Below are 18,552 nucleotides of genomic sequence, written 5' to 3'. Positions count from 1 at the left end.
AGGGCGGGGGATTTGCGTGCCCGAGCAGGCCATCAGCCTCTCAGCCTTGCGCCCTGCTTTTCAGCCGCCGCGATGATGCGCTTTGATACCGCATCAATCTCGGCATCAGTCAGCGTCTTGTCGGTTGGCTGAAGGGTAATTTCCACCGCCAGCGAGACATGGCCCTCCGGCACGCCCTTGCCCGCATAGCGGTCAAACAGCGCCACATCCGAGATAAGCTGCTTGTCAGCTCCGGCCAGCGCCCGCATGAGATCGCCCGCTGGCACGCTCTCCGGCGTCAGGAAGGCAAAGTCGCGCCGTACCGCCATCAGATCGGAGACCTGCAAGGCGGGACGCGATTTCAGTCCCTTCGCCTTCGAGGCCGGGATGGCATCGAGGAATGCCTCAACGGCCAGCACCCGGCCCTCCACGCCGAGGGTTTTCAGGACACCGGGATGGATCTCGCCAAACTCGGCGAGGATATTTTTCGGACCCAGGCGCAGGACGCCGGACCGGCCGGGATGCCACCAGGAGCGCGCTTCGGGCGCGGCCTGCAGATTGGCAACCGGCGCACCGGCCGCCTCGAGAACGGCCAGCGCATCGGCCTTGGCGTCGAACACGTCCGGCTTGCTGGCGCTTTTCCAGTCACGGACGGTTTCGGCCTGGCGAACCAGCGACACCACGGTGCGCTGCCCGGTGGGGCTATCATCCAGATAGATCGGCCCGGCCTCGAAATAGCGCGGATCGGCCAGCCCCTTGTCGAGGCTTTTCTGCAAGGACAGGAGGAGATGGATCAGCGCGGTGGGGCGCATCACATCCAGCTCCGAGGAAATCGGATTGGCGAGCTTGAGCCCCGTCCCGTGCCCACCGAAAAGTGCGGCCTGATCCTCCCGGCAGAACGACCAGGTGACAGCTTCCTGATAACCCCGGTTGGCCGCAGCCCGGCGCGCCGCACGCACGCGGTTCTGCATCGGCGTGGCAGGCGCTTCAAACCGCCCGGCAGGACGCTTCAGGCTGGTTGCGGGCAGGCGGTCATAACCTTCGATACGGGCCACTTCCTCGATCAGGTCTGCGCCCTGGGTACAGTCACGCCGCCAGCTCGGCACGGTCACTGTCCATACCGGGCCTGCCCGATCCACGCCAAAGCCCAGAGCGGTGAGGATATTGGCGATGCGGTCATGCGACATGTCGAGACCGGTAAGACGGCCCACGCGCACAGGATCGAACTGAATCGGTGCCGGATCAGCCGGAATTTCGCCCGCCACATAAATTTCAGACGCCTCACCGCCGCACAGCTCCAGGATCAGGCGGGTGGCGAGCTCCAGACCGGGGAGGACGGAACCGGTATCCACGCCGCGCTCAAAACGATAGCGCGCATCGGAGATGATGCCCGTCTCACGACCGGTCGTGCGGATTATGGATGGCTCAAACCAGGCGCTTTCGATGAAGACGTCAACGGTAGTGCCAGAGCAGCCGGAGTACTCGCCGCCCATAACGCCGCCAAGGCCGAGAGCCCTAGTATCATCGGCGATAACGCAATGGTGGGGGCGGAGGACGTACTTTCCGCCGTCGAGCGCATCCAGGTATTCCGGACGCTCAGTTCCGGGCATCACCTCACCATCCTTTGTGAGATTGAAGACACCACCACGTCTAGCACGAATGGTCGTTCCGATCTTGGAGAGATCATAGACATGCAAAGGACGCGCGCGCTCATGCGAGATGAGATTGGTGATATCAGCGAGCGTATTGATCGGGCGAAGACCTATCGCTTTGAGGCGCTTTTGCAGCCATTCCGGGGACGGACCATTCTTTACGCCCCGAACCACCCGGCCGGCGAACACCGGGCAGGCTTCCGGCCATGCGGTCTCGATTTTTACCGGGCAGGGGAAGGAACCCTTCACCGGCGCAACAGTCTCGTCCTTGAACGTACCGACACCGGCAGCGGCAAGATCGCGGGCAATGCCGTGCACGCCCAGCCAGTCAGGCCGGTTGGGCGTGACTTCAAAGTCGATGACAGGATCATTGAGGCCCAAAGCCTCGGCCGCCGGTGTGCCGACGGCCCAGTCGCCTGTCAGGTCGGCAATGCCGTCATGGTCTTCGCCCGCTTCCAGCTCCTTGGTGGAGCAGAGCATGCCGTGGCTTTCCACGCCGCGAATCTTGCGCGGCTTGGCATCGAGCGCGAAGTCGAGGCCCGGAATATACGCGCCCAGCGGCGCATAGATCGCCGTCATGCCGGCGCGCGCATTGGGCGCGCCGCAGACGATCTGCTTGACGCCATCGACCGTTTCCACAGTGCAGACGCGCAGCTTGTCCGCATCCGGGTGCGGCTGGGCATCTTTCACGTGCGCGACCGTGAACGCGGCCAGCCTGTCAGCCGGGTTGTCGATGTGCTCGATCTCGAGGCCCGCCATCGTCATCGCATCGGCGATTTCGGTAAGCGTTTTGTCGGTCTCAAGATGTTCCTTGAGCCAGGAGAGGGTGAATTTCATGACGGTCAGGTCCGGTGCACGTGAGAGCTTGAAAGGCTGCTGTCGGAGAGATGATTGGTAATGGCGTCAGGCGTCCTGCGCTGGCTGAGACTGGAGCGGACGGCACAGGCTGGAGCCATCAGAACATCGGAGCAGGCCATGTCGGTAAGGTCGGTCACCCTAACACCTCGGCGGGCTCCAGAAACGCAAATCGCTCCCCCTGTGGGTCACAAACAAGCAAGTCAAACGCTTGGCAGAGCTCTCTGATTTCCGCCACGTTCTCCATGAAAGCCTTCTCACCGCCTCCGACGCCAGTGTGAGCTTCAATGAAAATTGGGCGCTCTTCATCCAGCTCCGGATCAAGGACAGGTTCTTCGGCCAGATCGAAAAGGACGTAGTTGTCCCCGCGGTCGCGGACCGCCTGGCGGCTATTTGGAGATTCGTAGCCGGAACGACCACGAAACCAGTTCAAGATCGCCTCGCGGTCATAGGTGCCGTTCGGCTCTCGCGGGCCAAGGATGTAGTCGATCGACATAATGCAGTCTCCTAGCTCAGTCCGGTCGCGAGGTTCGCCTGCAATAGCGGCGAGAAGCCATAATGGGAAAGCCAGCGCGGGTCCGGCTCGAAGAAGGGGCGCAGATCGCTCATCCCGTATTTCAGCATGGCAAGACGGTCGACGCCCATGCCGAAGGCGAAGCCCTGATAGACATCCGGGTCCAGCCCGCAGGCGCGAATCACGTTGGGATGCACCATGCCACAGCCCAGAATCTCCAGCCATTTATCGCCGGAGCCCACCTTGACCGCATCGCCCACGCGCTCATAGCGCACATCCATCTCCGCGCTCGGCTCGGTGAAGGGGAAGTGGTGGGGGCGAAAACGCACCTCCACCTCGTCGGTCTCGAAAAAGGCCGCGATGAAGTCGATCAGGCACCCTTTGAGGTGGCCCATATGGGTATCCTTGTCGATCACAAGGCCCTCGACCTGATGGAACATGGGCGTGTGGGTCTGATCCCAGTCACAGCGATAGACCCGGCCCGGCGCGATGATGCGCACAGGCGGCTGCGAATTCATCAGCGTGCGGATCTGCACCGGCGAGGTGTGGGTGCGCAGGAGCTTGGCCGTCCCGTCCTCGCCCCTCTCCATGAAGAAGGTGTCGTGGGTGTCACGCGCGGGGTGGTCAGCCGGGAAGTTGAGCGCGGTGAAATTATGAAAATCATCTTCCACGTCCGGGCCTTCGGCGACGGCAAAGCCCATATCGGCAAAGATCACGGCAAGCTCTTCCATCACCTGGCTCACCGGATGCAGCGTGCCTTTGGGCGCGCGCGGGGCGGGCAGGGTGATGTCGACGCGCTCGGTGCTCAGCGCGGCGTTGAGCGCTTCGGCCTCAAGAGCGGCCTTCTTTGCCTCGATCGCGGCGTTGAGCCGGTCCTTGACGCCGTTCAGCGCCGGGCCGAAGACTTTGCGCTCCTCCGGGCTCATACCGCCCAGATCGCGCATTTTCAGGCTGACCTCGCCCTTCTTGCCGAGCGCGGCCACCCGCACCTCATCCAGCGCAGGCATGTTACCGGCCGCGTCCAGCGCCGCCATGTAGCGCGCTTCCAGCGCGGCAAGATCGTCAATCGTCGTCATCGCTCGTTCCGTTTTTCCGGTGAGGCCCGTTACAGCCTTCAAAGAGTCAGGCGGGTCTTAGACCCTTTTGACGGGAAGGTTCAAATCCTGGCTTCAAGCGGACAGAAAAAAGCCCGCCTGCGGGGCTCGCAGGCGGGCTTTTTTGATCCGTAAAGGGGCTGGTTGCCAGCCCGGACCTGCCACTTACGCCTTGAGAGCCGAACGCGCCTGGTCAGCCAGGGCGGTGAAGGCTTCGGGCTCACGAGTGGCGATATCGGAGAGAACCTTGCGGTCGAGCTCGATACCGGCCTTCTTGAGCCCGTTCATAAACGTGGCATAGGTGAGATCGTTCAGACGGGCAGCGGCATTGATGCGCTGGATCCAGAGTGAACGGAAATTACGCTTCTTGACGCGGCGGTCGCGATAGGCGTACTGACCGGCTTTTTCGACAGCCTGGTTGGCAGCACGGAACGTGTTCTTGCGGCGGCCATAATAGCCTTTGGCAGCCTTTATCACCTTGCGGTGACGAGCGTGGGAAGCGGGTCCTGCGGAAACGCGAGCCATGATATCAGTCCTTCAAACGTTGGGTATACGTACCGGCCAGCGCGTTAGCGGCTGTAGGGCAGGTAGTGTTGTTTCACGATCTTCGCGTCGGGCGCCGCCAGAGTGTCGGTGCCGCGCTTCTGGCGGATCTGCTTGGGCGTCCGCTTGATCATGCCGTGACGTTTGCCGGACTGGGCGGCCAGCACCTTGCCGGTCGCCGTTACCTTGAAGCGCTTCTTGGCGCCGCTTTTGGTCTTCATCTTCGACATTTCGGTCTCCTGATATGGGTGCCGGGCGCAAAGCGCGGCGAGCCGTTAAACGGCCAGCAGGCATGTCGTGGGCCTGACTGACCGGACTAAAGAGCGCGTGGTTATACGCAAGAAGGCGTGAAACGCAAGCGTCTCACGCCTTCCGGCACACCTGTGCTCATTCCTAGCGCGGGGCTTCACCTTCCGCCACGTACAGCGTGGCCGGTGCTTCCTGCGCACCGTATGTGCCCGCATAGACGTAATACAGGCCCGCCTCGCCCGCCGGGAAGTTGATCCCGGCATTGAGGCCCACCGAGCCGTCATCATCACAGCGCCAGCTGCCATCAGGCGTCATCACGGCCAGCGTGGTGTCGCGCTCGGCATCGAGATAGATCGTGAAAGGCAGGGGCGCGTCAGGCGTCCAGTTCACGATATAGCTCGGCTCCCGGCTGATATGGCCGACACAGTAATCATTGCTCTGAAAGCCGGCCTGGAAGGCACGCAGCGGGCCGCCCGCCTGCAGCTCCGCCTCATAGGGCAGGGCCACGCTGGCCGGATCAATGGTCACCGCGCCAGAACGCGGCTCCAGCGTTGTGTCCACCCGCATGGACAGCGCTTCAGCGCCCCAGCCCGTTTCGGAGATGTAAACAGTGGCGGTGGATGTCTCGTCTGACGAGAAGGTGGCGACATAGATGTCGTAGACACCGCTGGACGCGTCATCGATCACAAGGCCGGGATCAACGCCGCCTGCGCTGTCATCATCACACCACCAGCCGCCATCAGGCGCGTTGACCAGAAGCAGGGTATCGACATCGCTGGCTGCCGAGATGTAAAGCGGCTCTCCATTGCCGGTCCAGGTCAGGCGCATGGTGGGTTCGCGCGTCATATGGCCATAGCAAAAGCCCTCGACGACCGTGTGGCCGGACGCCAGGGCCAGCTGGGCGCTTACAGGTCCGCCCACCCTGACTCCCATCGCGAACGGGTTGGGCGAAAAGCCCGCTTCCAGCCGGTAGCTTCCGTCATGGGGCGTTCCTGACACATCCACCGAATTATCGATGCCGGCATAGCCGATTTCAGAAACGTGCAAGGTAGCCGTCTGCTCGCCGATATCGCTGAATGTACCGGCCCAGATCAGATAGTCGCCAGATTGCGGCTCAGCGAAGGTCACACCCGGATCAAGGCTGCCTGCGCCATCATCATCGCAATGCCAGCTGCCATCGGGCGCGAGAACGGCAATCGTGCCATCGCGCTCGCTCTCGGTGGAGATGTAAAGCTGGTAGCGGCCAGCCCGGTAGGTCAGGCGGGCGCTGGGCGCTTCCGACCCGAAACCGACACAGGCGGTACCAAGCGGGCCGAGGCGTACATCCCCGCCTTGTGAAACCTCAATGCTCGCCGGGTCATTGCGGAAGCCCGCACGCAAGGACAGCGTCGTGGCAGGTGGCGCCTCGGCATTGACCGTACGGGCGAAGGGATTGGCGGTGGAGTAGGCCAGCTCGGAAATATGCAAGGCGGTATCAGGATAGCCCGCACCGGCAGAATAGGTGCCGACCCAGATCTCGTAGGCCCCGCTGGCAGGGCTCTCTACCGTGATGCCGGGGCCGAGATTGCCCGCACTGTCATCATCGCACAGTACCGTGCCATCAGGGGTACGCACCGACATGGTGGTGTCGGTTTCCGACGCCGCCGAGAGCATGAGATCAAACACATCGCCTGCATCCTCATAGGTCAGGATGAAGGTCGGGTCCTCGGTGATGAAGCCCACACAGCCCGCACCGCCCAGGCGCGAAGCGCGCATGGCACCGCCCGCCTGAACGGCAAAGGTGCGCGGATCGTCGGGAAAGCCTGCAGACAGCGTCACGGAGCCATGGCGGCCTTGCGCCTCACCGTGCGGTGTCTGGGACAGGGCGGCGGGTGCAATGGCAAAAGCTGCCAGAACGCCAAAGGATACGAGGTATTTCATGGAAGAGCCTCCTTGCGTGGATGCCATCAGCGTCCGACTCGCGGCAGGAGACTAGGCCCAAAAGGCCGGCGCTGCCTAGGCGCAAAAAAGCCGGCAGCACATGGGTGCCACCGGCTTTGCGCCATTATCTGGCAGACAGAACGCGTTAGCGCAGCGTCGCGTCGAGCCAGGAAATAATTGCATCGGGCAGTTCAGGAGCAAGGCTCATTTCACCGAAGCGGTGCTCTCCGGGCTCCAGTCCGGCGCCCCTCAGGAAAAAGTGGTCCTGATCGGGCAGGACCACAGCGGTGTAGGCCGGGTCATCGCCGCGTACCCGTTCGAGAATCGGGGCATTGAGCGCGGGCGAAGTCTGACGATCAATGGCTCCCCACACCGCAAGGGTTGGCACCTGCAGCCCGCCAAAGGCTGGCGCGGGGTCGTAATCCAGAAAATCAGCCATTTCGATGCTGGCCATGCGGGAGGCATATTGCTCGAACGACCCGTCCTCATAGACATGATCGGGAGCTTCAAGCAGCTCGAAAAGCGCCCGCACGGCAGCGTAAACTGGTTCAGGCTGACCCGCTATGGAGGCGTCAGCCACAGCCGTGAGAGCCCCGCGGATGCCGTCAGGGTCCAGATGCGGGAATTGACCGGTCAGAAGCGTGTGCTGCTGGTCAACCCAGACGTTGTGACCACGCGCGCCCGGCGCGCCCGCCAGCACCAGAAGGTCCACATGCTGCGCACGCTCTGCAGCTACCAGTACGGCCAGTGAAGCCCCTTCTGAATGCCCGTAAAACCCGACAGGAATACCGGCAAATCCCTCAAGGGAGCGGGCATGGTCAAGGGTGGCCGTGACATGCGGAATGCGTTCGCGGAAGCTTTGCGTGCGCTCGCCCGTGGACTCGCCCACCCCCGCCTCATCGACGCGGATCGTCGCAACCCCGCCAGCGGCAAGAGCATCGGCCAGCTCGGCAAACATCGGCGCTCCTGAGATTACACCGTCGCGGCCATGCGGTCCGCTTCCGGTAATCATTACCAGGAGGGCGCGCGGCGGCTCGGCCGGTACAGTAAGGGTGCCGGCGAGACGGGTGTTGCCCGCCTCGACCTGAATGTCCGATTGGAGAGGGCCAGCAAAGGCCCCCGTGGTTATTGCCGAGATGGCGAGTACAGAAGCAAAAAAAGCTGGCCTGACCATATGTGTGTCTCTTGATTGTTATACGCAGACAACACCCGTCTACGCTTGTTCGGCCATACAAACACATATATCGAAAATCAATAAATTAATTTCCAGTAACAGGCATCAGGACAAAAAAGGGCCAGCCCCCGAGAGGCTGGCCCCATTTGCGTACTGCAACTGCTCCGCCCTAGCGCGGCGCCATCACCATGATCATCTGGCGGCCTTCGAGCTTGGGCTCGAACTCCACCTTTGCGATGTCGCCGAAATCGGCTTTCACGCGGTCGAAGATCACCATGCCGCGATCCTGGTGCGCCATTTCCCGGCCCCGGAAGCGCAAGGTGATCTTCACCTTGTCCCCGTCCTCGAAGAAGCGCCGCATGGACCGGGTTTTCACCTCATAATCATGCGTATCGATATTCGGACGCATCTTTATCTCTTTGATATCCTGCGTCTTCTGCTTCTTGCGGGCTTCCGCCTTCTTCTTCTGCTCGGCATATTTCAGCTTGCCGAAATCAGCCAGCTTGCAGACAGGCGGGTTGGCGGTGGGTGAGACTTCAATAAGGTCGAGTCCTGCCTCGGCCGCAGCGTCCAGCGCGGCTTCGATCGGCATCTCGCCTTGTTTTTCGCCATTTTCGTCAATCAGGAGCACTCGCGGAACGCGAATGTCTCCATTGATGCGCGGCCCGTCCTTCTTGGCAGGCGGCGCGGCGTGGGGGCGTCGGGCTATGCGTCTTCTCCTGTTACAGCGCCGGACCGGGGAGGCTTGACCAGCTCCCGCTCCCGGCAAACAAAACTCGTCAATGGCGTCAACGCACGATATCGCGTTTCCGATGCATGCGCATATCGTGAGATGACTGGTAAAATCAAGACATTCAGGCCGCTTCAGGGCTACGCGCAAAGCCGCCGGCGACCCGCATGGACTGCACGGCCTCGGCAACCGAAATCTGCGCAAGTGTCGGTGCGTGCATGAGAATCACGCTTTCCGGACCGCGCGGAGACGCCATGTGAGGCGGTTCGGCACCGGGATGGAACATGACAGCCGGGGAGCCGGCAGCGACGAGAAGATGCAGAAGATCCACATCCTCGCCAAAGGAAAAGCTGGCCTTGCGGCCCAGCCCTGCCAGCTGGACGAGGTTGGCGCGGCCCGTAAGGTCGCGCGCGCCGGGCGTGACATGGGCGATATAGCGGCCGATCTCGCGCGTGGAGGGTCCACCGACAATGACCGGCTCGACGCCCTGCTCTTTCAGCTCATGGGCCAGTGATGCCCAGCGGTCTTTCGGCCAGCGAAAAGCAGGCTGGAACTCGTCGCCTGCGGGCGCAAACAGGGCGTAGCGGCCCTGCAGGCCGAAATAGGCCGGCTCCAGAGTACGCGAGCGCTTGGCCACGAAATCAACCCAGTCGAGCATGGGCGGCGGCGCCTCGCCCAGCTGATGACCGGTGCGGCCGATACCGGCATCGCCAAGCCGGTCGGCCATCTGTTCGGCCGGATGGTCAGGTGATTTGGGGTCTGGCGCGCCGTCTATCCAATGGCCGCGCGACAGGCGCATCGCGCCCTTCAGCTTGCGGGCAGCGTCCGAGCCGCACAGATCATAGACGAAATCAAACTTCGAGGCGCGGGCGAGCTTTACCCGTTCAAAAAAGCCCTTCTTGGCTGTATCGCGCAGGCTTGCCTCAACAGCGTTGAAATACGGGCAGTATTTCACCAGACCCTCATATTCGGGCGTGGTCAGAAAGGTGATGCGCGCCTTGCGGTGATGCTCGCGGATCAGACGCGCAGCCGCCATCATGCGCACGGTCGCACGCAGATCGCCTTCGTGGACGACCAGCACCTGTTCCTTTGGCGGCTCGTTCTCAATCATGGGCGATAGTCTAGAAGTTCCCGATATACCCGCAAGGTCGATCCCTGCAGCGCCTCGCGCGAATAATGGGCGATAACACGTTGGCGCGCCAAATGCCCGCGCAATTTTTTTGCCTCGGCGTCAAGATCAAGCACCGCCTTCATCTGCTCTGCCAGACCGGCGTCGCTTCCCGGCGCAAACAGCCAGCCTGTCTGCGTGCCGGCCAGGATTTCCAGAGGACCGCCATGTGCCGCCGCGATCACCGGGCGCTCCATGGCCATGGCCTCGGCCAGCGTGCGGCCAAAGGCTTCCGGCTCAAGGGACGGGTTGATGACGATATCGGCGGCCATATAGGCGCGCGCCATGTCTGCGATATGGCCGGGCAGCACCAGCGCCACGCCCGCTTCTGCCGCGTGATTGCGCAACTGCTCGACATATCCGTCACGCCCCTGCGCATCACCGGCGCATACCAGTACAGGCGCCGGACCCGGCAGGCGCCCGGCAAGGCCCGCCACCGCGTCAATGGCCAGCATCTGGCCCTTCCACGCTGTCAGGCGCGCGGGCAGCAGGATGACCGGGCCGTCCCGCCCGTCCAGCCAGGCTGAACGCAGGCTGTCAACTTCCAGCGGGTCTACACGCGCCGGATCCAGCCGGGCCAGATCAACCCCGCGCGGAATGACATGCAGATGGGAGAGGTCGGCGCGTCTTTCGGCCAGCACCTTGTAGTGCTCGGCCCGGATATGGTCGGCAATAAAATGCGAGTTGGCGATAACGGCGTCGCCGCGCGCCATCACAGAATTGTAGAAACGTTTCAGCCCGGTTCGGGCATTATAGGTGCCGTGATAGGTCGTCACGAAGGGAATATGCGCCCGCCGGGCGGCTTCCAGCCCGCTCCAGGCCGGTGCGCGCGACCGGGCATGAATGATGTCCACGCCGCGTTCACGGGCCAGAGCGGCAAGCCGGCGCGAATTGGCCACGATGGTCAGCGGGTTCTTGGTCTTCATGTCGAGGCGGATCAGTTCACCGCCGATAGCGGCCAACTCCTCTTCCATCCGCCCGCCAAGGCTTGCCACCAGCGCCTCGCCGCCCGAATCCACGATGGCCTGCGCGACATCAATCGTGGTGCGCTCGGCCCCGCCCGCTTCAAGCTCTGGAATCAGCTGGAGAATTTTCATGGGCGGGCGTTTTCCGGATGAATGTGCGGCCAGGCGGTTGAACCAACTGGCCTGCGTCATAATGATGGGGCCAGCAGGGCGCAAACGCCAGCCATAGCTAGAAGGCTCCCGAATGCCACAATTTCTTGACCGGGGCGATGGTGTCCAGCTCGCCTATGAACGCCATTCCGGCAAGGGTCCGGGCATTGTCTGGCTGGGCGGGCTGCGCTCCGACATGGAGGGCACCAAGGTGCTGGCGCTCGATCAATGGGCGCGCGCGCAGGCCCGCGCCTTTGTCCGCTTTGACTATTTTGCCCATGGCCAGTCTGGCGGCAGCTGGCGCGATGCCCGTATCGGCATGTGGCGCGAGGATGCGCTCCAGATCATCGACACGCTGACCGAAGGGCCGCTGGTGCTCGTCGGCTCCTCCATGGGCGCGTGGACGGCATTGCTGGCGGCGCTGGCACGCCCTGAACGGGTGGCAGGGATGGTGCTGATAGCGCCTGCGCCTGACTTTACCGAGAAACTGATGTGGGCGGGCTTTCCTGACAGTGTCCGCAACGCAATTCTGACGCATGGCGAGTGGGCACAGCCATCGGAGTATGGCGAGCCGCTCATCATCACGCGCGGGCTGATCGAGGAGGCGCGTCAATGGTTGTTGCTGGACGGGCCGGTACGGTTTGATGGCCCGGTGCAGATATTACAGGGCATGGCCGACGCGGATGTGCCCTGGCAACATGCCATGGCGCTCGCCGGGTGCCTGACCTCCAGCGACATGGCCGTGCATATCAGCAAGAGCGGCGATCACCGGCTGTCCACGCCCGCGGACATAGACAGGCTGGTCGCCAGCGTTGAAGCGCTGTGCCGTCAGATTGAAAAGACAGGATAGGGTTAGGGCCTAGAAACGGAAAGCCGATTCAAACCGCAGTTGCGGCGTGCGGCGTTCCGGCTCTTCACCAAACACATCTTCTTCCGGGGAGGTGAAGCGGAATTCACCGCCAATACGCACCCGGTCGGTCAGTGAATAGAACGCGCCTGCGCTCACATCCTGCAGCTCGAATGCCGGGCCACGCATGCGCTGGGAGATACCCAGCGAAATGCCCCAGCGCTCACCGGCAGAAAAGCGGAACTGCTCTGCCTGCTCACCCCAGACCGAAGCCATCGTGCCTGCCGGTGCCATGGTGAAGCGTTGCTGCCAGGCGGTTGCAGAACCCGTAGGCTGGTCCGGCACGGACAGAAGGGCAGCGTCACGCCGCGCCGCATCTTCACGCGCCGACAGCGCCTGATCGGCTTCTGCCTGTTCGGCCAGATCCTGCAGGCGCTCAAGCGAGGTGAGATCGGAGAAGGCGGTGCCGCGAAGATTGAACCCGTCGCGCATGCCGGAATCCTGCGCCAGCGCAGTCGGCGCGATGGCAAGGGCCATCACGACCGGCAAGGCCGACAGGACTGTCACGCGCAAACGCATGGTTTTCTCCGCAATCACAGGATTTGATATACGCCAGTAACGCTGCAAACCCAACAGGGTTGCCGGAGTTGTGATGCGAATCGGCGCGAAGCGTGTCAAAAGCGCAACCCTGCTTCGAGGAAGAGGCGCGTGGTCCCGCCCGTCTGCGTCGTCCGCTCAGGCCCGGACAAGTCAGCTTCCCCCGCGCGGCTATGGGCAAGGCCCACGCCCAGAATGAACCCGGACTCGAAATAGCGTGATGCACCCGCAAGCACGCTGTCACTATGCGCATGGACAAGGCTGGAGCGCGCGCGCGACGCCTCCAAGGAGAACAGCCAGTCGCCGCGTTCATAGGCAAGGCTGGCCGCTTGGGCGCTGTAGCGGGCACCGGAAACGCCATCATTGCTTAAAAGCGCGCCGAGCCCCGCCTTCCACGCGCCCTGACTGCGGATCAGGCGGGCCGAAACGGCCCAGGGATCGTCGAAAAAGGCGCTGGCATTACCGGCCGCGCGCCCGTGCGACAGCCCCATACCGGCTGTCCAGCGCACGCCGCTGGCGGCAAAACGATGGTCGAAGGACACACCCAGCTCGGCTATGTCACGCACGCTGGCCGCCGCGATAAGCCCCGGCCGGGATGATGGGCGGCAATAGCTGGCACCGCACACATCGCCGTCCGGCGTGAAGGAGGCCGCCGCGCGGAAACCTGCCAGACGCACGCTGCGCACCAGAAGTTTGGGGGCATGGCCCGACATCGTATTGGCCACTGACGCGAAATTGCGCCCTGCCGGGTCAGCCCGGGTGGCATCGGCCCGCATCAGCCAGAACGCGCCCGGCAGGGGATCGCTTTCCAGCGCGGCTGCGCCCGGCCCGTAGCCGGCGCGCACTTCTGCCAGCCCGCCACGCCAGTAGACAAAGGCGGTTTCCACCGCAAAGGCGGGATCATCGCCCGCAATCCCGGGGCCTGCGGCAAATCCGGTAAAGGCGCCCACCGGCACCAGACCGCCTGCATCAAAGCAGTCAGCCGCGCCCGGCGGACAATTGCCGATGCTCTGGGCCAGCCCTGCCCGCCCGGAATCGCGGCGCGCCACCAGGCCGCCGGCAAAGCCGATCCTGTTTGTATTCTCCAGTACGCGCTCAGCGGTCAAATCGAGCCGTATCTCGCCATAAGGGCCCGAACGGGCAGCGCTGCTCGCGCCCGGCGCAAGCACGATGTCGGCGCTCAGCTGAAAATCTGTATCGAGCTGGAAGGGGGTCTCTTGCGCCTGCGCTGGCGTGCAATACGCAGCAAGGGCAAGAACAGGCGCGGCCGCGAGAATTGTGAAGGCCCGAAGCTGAGCGCGAAGCGCTGTCATCATGGTCCTTCTCTCGCGGCCTCGCCGTGGGCGCCCCCGCTTTCCCCCGGACGCGCGAGATGACGATGCGGCAGGGCGATCCCGGCGGTCAAGCTGCCGGGATCACACCCGGCGGGCTTGCGGGGCGAAGTGTCACAAGAGTGCAACGGTCCGGCGCGGCGCTGGCGGCTCCGGACCTGTCAGATCATCGCTCTGGCCAGGGCGCGGGCGCATGCTATAGAAGCAGGAGACGGGTTGCGCTTGTGTCCGCTCTGGTCTTTTGTGGCGGCTATCGAAATACGCTCTTAATCAGTGTTATCCATTTCCCTGGAGGTTTGCCCCATGCTCTCACGGCCGCTTGTAACGGTTCTGAGTGTTGTCGCCGTAGCCAGCATGGTGGCCGGCTGCGCATCGCGGTCGAGCACCGAACGCGAGAATCGCGGACTTTTCGGCGGCCTGCTCGGCAGCGGACCGCGCGCGACAGCGCCCGATGCGGGCATTGGCGTCAACACGTTTCTGTGGCGCGCCTCGCTGGACACGCTCTCCTTCATGCCGCTTGACCAGATTGATCCTTTCGGCGGTGTCATCATCACCGACTGGTATGCCAATCCTGAAGCTCCCGAAGAGCGTTTCAAGGCAACGGTCTATGTGCTTGACAGCCGGCTGCGCGCCGATGCGCTGAGTGTCCAGATCTTCCGTCAGGCCCGCAATCCCGATACCGGGGACTGGACCGATGTGGCCGTGGATCAGGGCACGCGCGTCCAGGTGGAAAACGCCATCCTGACGCGGGCGCGCCAGATGCGGATTTCCCAGCTTCCCGGTTCCTGACCGGACGAGCAAGGCACGAGGCCCCGAACGCAATGCGCGCAGTGCCGGTTTCAGCCCGCAATCTGATTGCCGCCGCGGCGTTTGTCGTGCTGGCGGCCTGCGGCTTTCAACCGCTCTATGGGGGTCAGAGCGCCGAGACCCTTGCCAATGTGACGGTCAGCGTTTCCGGTGATGAAAGACTGTCCTATCTCACCGAAACCGCCCTTCTTGAACGCGTTGGCGTCTCGCAGGGCGATGCCGGCACGCTTTCGGTAACACTTAGAACGCGTCAGCAGCGCCTCGGCGTCTCCGCCGACGGACAGGCAACGCGCGTCGCACTGAATATCCGTGCCAGCTACCAGCTTTCAGGCAGAAACCCGGCCAGAGGCCGCATTACCGAACGCGTGGTCTTTGAGACGCCGCGTGAGCCCTATGCGCTCGTAGCGGCGCGGAGCAATGCCGAGCGGCGCGCGGCCGAGATGGTCGCTGACGCGGTTGTCCGCGATATTCTGGCAAACCTGCGCCAGCGCGCACAGGCCCGCACCCGGCCCGACCCTGCTCCGGCCGCTTATGATCCGCTGGAAGAGCCTTATGAGGGTGACGGGCCGTGGTGAAGCCGTCGGGCGGATCTGTTGACCGGCTTCTCAAATCCCCGCCGCCTGATTTGCGTGTCTTTGTGATCTTCGGACCGGATTCCGGACTGGTCAGGGAGCGCGCACAGGCCCTGTCGCGCTCGATTGCCGGTGATCCTGACGATCCCTTCAATGTCACCCGCTTCACCGATGAGGACATCAAGGCCGACGCGGCGGCGCTGGCCGATGCCATGGCGGCCATGTCGCTCATGGGCGGCGAGCGCCTGGTGCGGGTGCGCCTGTCAGGCGATAGCGCGCCAGTAGCCCGCTGGATCAGCGAGTTCGAAGCCGGTGAAATGCCGGCCGAAGGACGCCTGGTCGTCGAGGCCGGTAACCTCACCAAGGCGTCAAAGCTGCGCAAAGCTGCTGAAGACGGCAAAAAGTCCGCCGCCATTGCCTGCTATGAGGATAATGCCCGCGATCTCATCGCCATCGCGGAAGAAAGCTTCAAAACTGCCGGATTGGCGCTGGCCGCCGATGCCCGTCACACGCTGGCCGGGATTCTGGAAGGCGACCGGGAGCTGGCGCGCTCAGAGATAGAAAAGCTGATACTTTACAAAGGCTTCGATGGAGGCGAGATCACGCTGGAAGATATTGCGGCGATCTCCACTGAAAGCGCTGACGCGGCTCTGGACAAGGTGATAGACGCTGCCTTGTGCGGGGAAATCCAGGAAGCGGACCTGCAATACCGCCGCGCGCTGGAATCGGGCACCAGTCCGGTCGCCATCGTGCGCGCCCTGCAGCGCAAGATTGACCAGATAGAGCGCTACCATCAGCTGGGCGGCGATCAGGGCGCCCTCGCCCGGTCCGGCGCGCCGCGTTTTGGCCCGCCTGCGCAGCGCTTTCAGGCGGCTGCCCGGGCCTGGAGCCGTGCGCGCATTGCGCGCGCGCGCGAAATCGCGTTTGAAACCGAGCGCGCGATCAAGCGCTCTGGCTCACCGGCCGAGGCGCTGGCGGGCGAAACCCTGCTGCGTCTGGCGCGGGCAGCCTCTCCGGCCCGGGCCCGCTAGCGCGAGGACAGGCGCCGGCACAGATCGTCGAGCTGTTCCAGCGTGGAATAGCGCACGCGTATCTCGCCTGCTTCGCCGCGATGGATAATTTCCACATCGAGACCCAGACGCTCGGCGAGATCGGCTTCCAGCGAGCGCGTATCAGCATCTTTTTGCGCTTTTTCCAGACCGCCGCCGCGCGCCTTGCGCTCCGGGGCCTGCTCTTTGCGGGCCAGAGCCTCCGCAGCCCTCACCGACAGGCCATCGGCAATGATTTTTTCTGCCAGCGCCGAAGGATCGCCAGCCGTGGCAATGGCACGCGCGTGGCCTGCCGACAGACGCCCAGCTTCGAGATGATCGAGAACGGGTGCGGGCAGGGCCAGAAGACGCAGCGTGTTGGCGATGTGGGCGCGTGACTTGCCAACAGCCCGCGCCACATCTTCCTGGGTATGACCGAATGCCTCGATCAGCTGGCGATAACCGCGCGCTTCCTCCACCGCATTAAGATCCTGGCGCTGGACGTTCTCGACAATGGCGATTTCCAGCGTTTCACGGTCGGTAAACTCGCGGATAACGGCCGGAATCTCGTGCAGCCGGGCGCGCTGGGCTGCGCGCCAGCGCCGTTCGCCCGCCACGATCTGGTAGTGCCCGGTCTTACCCGGAGCCGGACGCACCAGAATGGGCTGCAGCACGCCGCGCTCGGCAATAGAGGCCGCTAGAGCGGCGAGCTCGTCTTCGGAAAAGCGTTTGCGCGGCTGGTCCGGGTTCGGCTCGATCATATCGAGCGGCAATGCCTTCGGCCCTGCGCCTGAAGACTGACCGGACGCAGCGTCGCCGCCGCGCATATTGTCAGCGTCTTCGCCCTCGCCAAGAAGGGCGGAAAGGCCGCGGCCGAGGCCGCGCGGGCGTTCTTGCGCGCTCATGCCGGCACCGCCTCAGCGGGCCTGCGCTCCTGACGGACCAGCTCACGCGCGAGGCGGACATAAGCCTGTGATCCGGGGCAGGCGAGATCATAGAGCAGGACTGGCTTGCCAAAGGAGGGCGCCTCGGAGACACGCACATTGCGCGGTATCACCGTCTCATAGACCCGGTCACCGAAATGCGCGCGCACATCGGCGGCGACCTGAGACGACAGATTGTTCCGGCGGTCATACATGGTTAGCACAACCCCTTGAATCTCCAGATTCTTGTTGAGATTGCCGCGTACCAGATCGACCGTTCGCATCAGCTGGCTGAGGCCCTCCAGCGCGAAGAACTCGCACTGCAGCGGAACCAGTACGGAATCGGCCGCCGTCATCGCATTGACCGTGAGCAGGTTTAGCGAGGGCGGGCAGTCAATCAGGATGTAATCGCAATGGGTTGCGCGGGCGGCGAGAAAGCGGCGGAACTTGTCGACCGCATGGCGCAGCCGGTAGGAGCGGCGTGGCGCGGCGGACAATTCCAGCTCTGCGCCCGACAAATCGACATCAGAAGGGATTATGCCAAGCCCCGGCACGGCCGTATCCACGAGCGCTTCCTCGATCGGGCGCTCATTGACCAGCACATCATAGCTGGTGGCCTTGCGCTCGGTGCGCGGCACGCCCAAGCCCGTGGACGCATTGCCCTGCGGATCGAGATCGAGAACGATGACCCGCTTGCCGATGGCCGCCAGGGCGGTTGCCAGATTGATCGCCGTCGTCGTCTTGCCGACACCGCCCTTCTGGTTGGCGATGGCGATGACTTTGGGCGCACCAGCGCGCGGCGCTGTATCGGAACGGGGATCAACGGACACGGGTCAGCCTTTCAATGCGGATGATGGCGGCTTCATCGCTGGTACGGCTTGGATGAAGGCTCGCCTCGAAGTTCCAGCTTTTACGCGCCGCGGTCAATTCCTCTGCATGGCGCGCACCCTTGGGAATCAGCGCAATTGCGCCGTTTTCCACAAATGGTGCCATAAGGCCCAGCAATTTCTCCAAAGGCGCGACCGCGCGGGCCGTCACCACGTCAAAGGGCGGCAGGCTATTCAGTGCCTCGACACGCTCTGCCAGCACCTCGGCCTGTGATGTCAGCTCCGTCTCCGCCAGCACCGCGCGCAGGAAGGCCGCCTTTTTCCCGACGGACTCAATGAGCGTCACCCTGGCATTCGGCACCGCCCGGTCTGCGAGACCAAACGCGATGGCGAGCCCCGGAAAGCCGGCGCCAGCCCCGATATCGGCCCAACGGTTTGCGCCCGGCGGGGCCAGATCAAGCAGCTGCCAGCTGTCCAGCGCATGCCGGAACCAGAAATCATCCAGCGTCGCGCGGCCAACCAGATTGGTGTGCGCCGACCATTCGGCCAGCAGGCGCCGCCACGCGATGAAGCGCTCCAGTGTTTCACGTGAAACACCCGTGTCTGCCAAGAAGCTTTCCGCGCCGT

Annotated in this window: 19 protein-coding genes; 4 read left to right on the top strand and 15 right to left on the bottom strand. The window is 63.5% G+C overall.

What is annotated here, in order from left to right; genetic code table 11:
- Positions 1-32 precede the first annotated feature (32 nt).
- The 10 genes from pheT to AB6B38_RS11405 form a co-directional block, all read right to left on the bottom strand.
- Entirely contained in the window at positions 33-2,468 is a 2,436-nt protein-coding gene (gene pheT / locus AB6B38_RS11450; RefSeq protein WP_371392984.1) for a phenylalanine--tRNA ligase subunit beta, read from the bottom strand.
- Positions 2,469-2,622: 154 nt separating this feature from the next.
- Positions 2,623-2,982: a hypothetical protein gene (locus AB6B38_RS11445; protein WP_371392983.1), complete on the bottom strand. Its 360-nt coding sequence runs from the start codon at positions 2,980-2,982 to the stop codon at positions 2,623-2,625.
- 11 nt (positions 2,983-2,993) lie between these two features.
- On the bottom strand, positions 2,994-4,067 hold the full coding sequence (pheS, locus tag AB6B38_RS11440) for a phenylalanine--tRNA ligase subunit alpha (protein ID WP_371395100.1): 1,074 nt from the start codon (positions 4,065-4,067) through the stop codon (positions 2,994-2,996).
- A gap of 192 nt (positions 4,068-4,259) precedes the next feature.
- Positions 4,260-4,619 (bottom strand): 50S ribosomal protein L20, encoded by a 360-nt coding sequence (rplT, locus tag AB6B38_RS11435; RefSeq protein WP_371392982.1) that lies wholly within the window; start codon positions 4,617-4,619, stop codon positions 4,260-4,262.
- A 44-nt stretch (positions 4,620-4,663) separates the two neighbouring features.
- Complete coding sequence (rpmI, locus tag AB6B38_RS11430) at positions 4,664-4,867, bottom strand: 50S ribosomal protein L35 (protein ID WP_371392981.1); 204 nt, start codon at positions 4,865-4,867, stop codon at positions 4,664-4,666.
- Positions 4,868-5,030: 163 nt separating this feature from the next.
- Positions 5,031-6,806 (bottom strand): hypothetical protein, encoded by a 1,776-nt coding sequence (locus tag AB6B38_RS11425; RefSeq protein ID WP_371392980.1) that lies wholly within the window; start codon positions 6,804-6,806, stop codon positions 5,031-5,033.
- Between the two features lie 145 nt (positions 6,807-6,951).
- Positions 6,952-7,980 carry an alpha/beta hydrolase gene (locus AB6B38_RS11420; protein ID WP_371392979.1) on the bottom strand — a complete coding sequence of 343 codons (1,029 nt, stop codon included), beginning with the start codon at positions 7,978-7,980 and terminating at the stop codon, positions 6,952-6,954.
- Between the two features lie 169 nt (positions 7,981-8,149).
- Positions 8,150-8,689 (bottom strand): translation initiation factor IF-3, encoded by a 540-nt coding sequence (gene infC / locus AB6B38_RS11415; protein WP_371395099.1) that lies wholly within the window; start codon positions 8,687-8,689, stop codon positions 8,150-8,152.
- Between the two features lie 145 nt (positions 8,690-8,834).
- Positions 8,835-9,821: a glycosyltransferase family 9 protein gene (locus AB6B38_RS11410; RefSeq protein ID WP_371392978.1), complete on the bottom strand. Its 987-nt coding sequence runs from the start codon at positions 9,819-9,821 to the stop codon at positions 8,835-8,837.
- The gene (locus AB6B38_RS11405) at positions 9,818-10,975 is read right to left on the bottom strand and encodes a glycosyltransferase family 4 protein (protein WP_371392977.1); all 1,158 of its coding nucleotides are present in this window, start codon (positions 10,973-10,975) and stop codon (positions 9,818-9,820) included. Before AB6B38_RS11405 ends, AB6B38_RS11410 begins: the two co-directional genes overlap by 4 nt.
- Positions 10,976-11,087: 112 nt before the next feature.
- Here AB6B38_RS11405 and AB6B38_RS11400 point away from each other — a divergent pair, with 112 nt between their 5' ends.
- Positions 11,088-11,843, top strand: coding sequence for an alpha/beta fold hydrolase (locus tag AB6B38_RS11400; RefSeq protein ID WP_371392976.1), 756 nt, complete (start codon positions 11,088-11,090; stop codon positions 11,841-11,843).
- Between the two features lie 9 nt (positions 11,844-11,852).
- On the opposite strand, the gene AB6B38_RS11395 is transcribed toward AB6B38_RS11400, so the two are convergent.
- Positions 11,853-12,419, bottom strand: coding sequence for an NtrZ family periplasmic regulatory protein (locus AB6B38_RS11395; protein WP_371392975.1), 567 nt, complete (start codon positions 12,417-12,419; stop codon positions 11,853-11,855).
- Positions 12,420-12,514: 95 nt separating this feature from the next.
- Entirely contained in the window at positions 12,515-13,753 is a 1,239-nt protein-coding gene (locus tag AB6B38_RS11390) for a hypothetical protein (RefSeq protein WP_371392974.1), read from the bottom strand.
- A 318-nt stretch (positions 13,754-14,071) separates the two neighbouring features.
- Here AB6B38_RS11390 and AB6B38_RS11385 point away from each other — a divergent pair, with 318 nt between their 5' ends.
- Genes AB6B38_RS11385 through holA form a run of 3 tightly spaced genes read left to right on the top strand, consistent with a single transcriptional unit; the run spans position 14,072 to position 16,178 of the window.
- Positions 14,072-14,557: a DUF3576 domain-containing protein gene (locus AB6B38_RS11385; protein WP_371392973.1), complete on the top strand. Its 486-nt coding sequence runs from the start codon at positions 14,072-14,074 to the stop codon at positions 14,555-14,557.
- A gap of 32 nt (positions 14,558-14,589) precedes the next feature.
- Entirely contained in the window at positions 14,590-15,150 is a 561-nt protein-coding gene (locus AB6B38_RS11380; RefSeq protein WP_371392972.1) for a hypothetical protein, read from the top strand.
- Positions 15,144-16,178 carry a DNA polymerase III subunit delta gene (gene holA / locus AB6B38_RS11375; RefSeq protein WP_371392971.1) on the top strand — a complete coding sequence of 345 codons (1,035 nt, stop codon included), beginning with the start codon at positions 15,144-15,146 and terminating at the stop codon, positions 16,176-16,178. Before AB6B38_RS11380 ends, holA begins: the two co-directional genes overlap by 7 nt.
- Here holA and AB6B38_RS11370 read toward each other — a convergent pair.
- The 3 genes from AB6B38_RS11370 to rsmG are packed head-to-tail and all read right to left on the bottom strand — an operon-like array spanning position 16,175 to position 18,535.
- A complete protein-coding gene (locus tag AB6B38_RS11370; RefSeq protein ID WP_371392970.1) occupies positions 16,175-17,080 on the bottom strand; it encodes a ParB/RepB/Spo0J family partition protein in 906 nt (301 codons plus the stop codon). The two genes, holA and AB6B38_RS11370, sit on opposite strands and share 4 nt — an antisense overlap.
- Positions 17,077-17,928, bottom strand: a complete 852-nt coding sequence (locus AB6B38_RS11365) for a ParA family protein (protein WP_371392969.1) — start codon at positions 17,926-17,928, stop codon at positions 17,077-17,079. Before AB6B38_RS11365 ends, AB6B38_RS11370 begins: the two co-directional genes overlap by 4 nt.
- Positions 17,918-18,535, bottom strand: coding sequence for a 16S rRNA (guanine(527)-N(7))-methyltransferase RsmG (rsmG, locus tag AB6B38_RS11360; protein WP_371392968.1), 618 nt, complete (start codon positions 18,533-18,535; stop codon positions 17,918-17,920). Before rsmG ends, AB6B38_RS11365 begins: the two co-directional genes overlap by 11 nt.
- Positions 18,536-18,552 lie beyond the last annotated feature (17 nt).

The organism is Glycocaulis abyssi (assembly GCF_041429775.1).
In the GTDB taxonomy this organism is placed as follows: Bacteria; Pseudomonadota; Alphaproteobacteria; order Caulobacterales; family Maricaulaceae; genus Glycocaulis; species Glycocaulis abyssi.
Note: the sequence above shows the minus strand (reverse complement) of the source record. Positions and strands in the feature narration are given on the sequence as shown.

Coding starts and splice junctions, on each gene's coding strand:
- AB6B38_RS11370 (WP_371392970.1), bottom strand. CDS start 17,080: ATGAGCGCGCAAGAACGCCCGCGCGGCCTCGGCCGCGGCCTTTCCGCC.
- pheT (WP_371392984.1), bottom strand. CDS start 2,468: ATGAAATTCACCCTCTCCTGGCTCAAGGAACATCTTGAGACCGACAAA.
- AB6B38_RS11380 (WP_371392972.1), top strand. CDS start 14,590: ATGCGCGCAGTGCCGGTTTCAGCCCGCAATCTGATTGCCGCCGCGGCG.
- AB6B38_RS11420 (WP_371392979.1), bottom strand. CDS start 7,980: ATGGTCAGGCCAGCTTTTTTTGCTTCTGTACTCGCCATCTCGGCAATA.
- AB6B38_RS11445 (WP_371392983.1), bottom strand. CDS start 2,982: ATGTCGATCGACTACATCCTTGGCCCGCGAGAGCCGAACGGCACCTAT.
- AB6B38_RS11405 (WP_371392977.1), bottom strand. CDS start 10,975: ATGAAAATTCTCCAGCTGATTCCAGAGCTTGAAGCGGGCGGGGCCGAG.
- AB6B38_RS11395 (WP_371392975.1), bottom strand. CDS start 12,419: ATGCGTTTGCGCGTGACAGTCCTGTCGGCCTTGCCGGTCGTGATGGCC.
- AB6B38_RS11425 (WP_371392980.1), bottom strand. CDS start 6,806: ATGAAATACCTCGTATCCTTTGGCGTTCTGGCAGCTTTTGCCATTGCA.
- AB6B38_RS11390 (WP_371392974.1), bottom strand. CDS start 13,753: ATGATGACAGCGCTTCGCGCTCAGCTTCGGGCCTTCACAATTCTCGCG.
- rplT (WP_371392982.1), bottom strand. CDS start 4,619: ATGGCTCGCGTTTCCGCAGGACCCGCTTCCCACGCTCGTCACCGCAAG.
- AB6B38_RS11410 (WP_371392978.1), bottom strand. CDS start 9,821: ATGATTGAGAACGAGCCGCCAAAGGAACAGGTGCTGGTCGTCCACGAA.
- AB6B38_RS11400 (WP_371392976.1), top strand. CDS start 11,088: ATGCCACAATTTCTTGACCGGGGCGATGGTGTCCAGCTCGCCTATGAA.
- AB6B38_RS11385 (WP_371392973.1), top strand. CDS start 14,072: ATGCTCTCACGGCCGCTTGTAACGGTTCTGAGTGTTGTCGCCGTAGCC.
- rpmI (WP_371392981.1), bottom strand. CDS start 4,867: ATGTCGAAGATGAAGACCAAAAGCGGCGCCAAGAAGCGCTTCAAGGTA.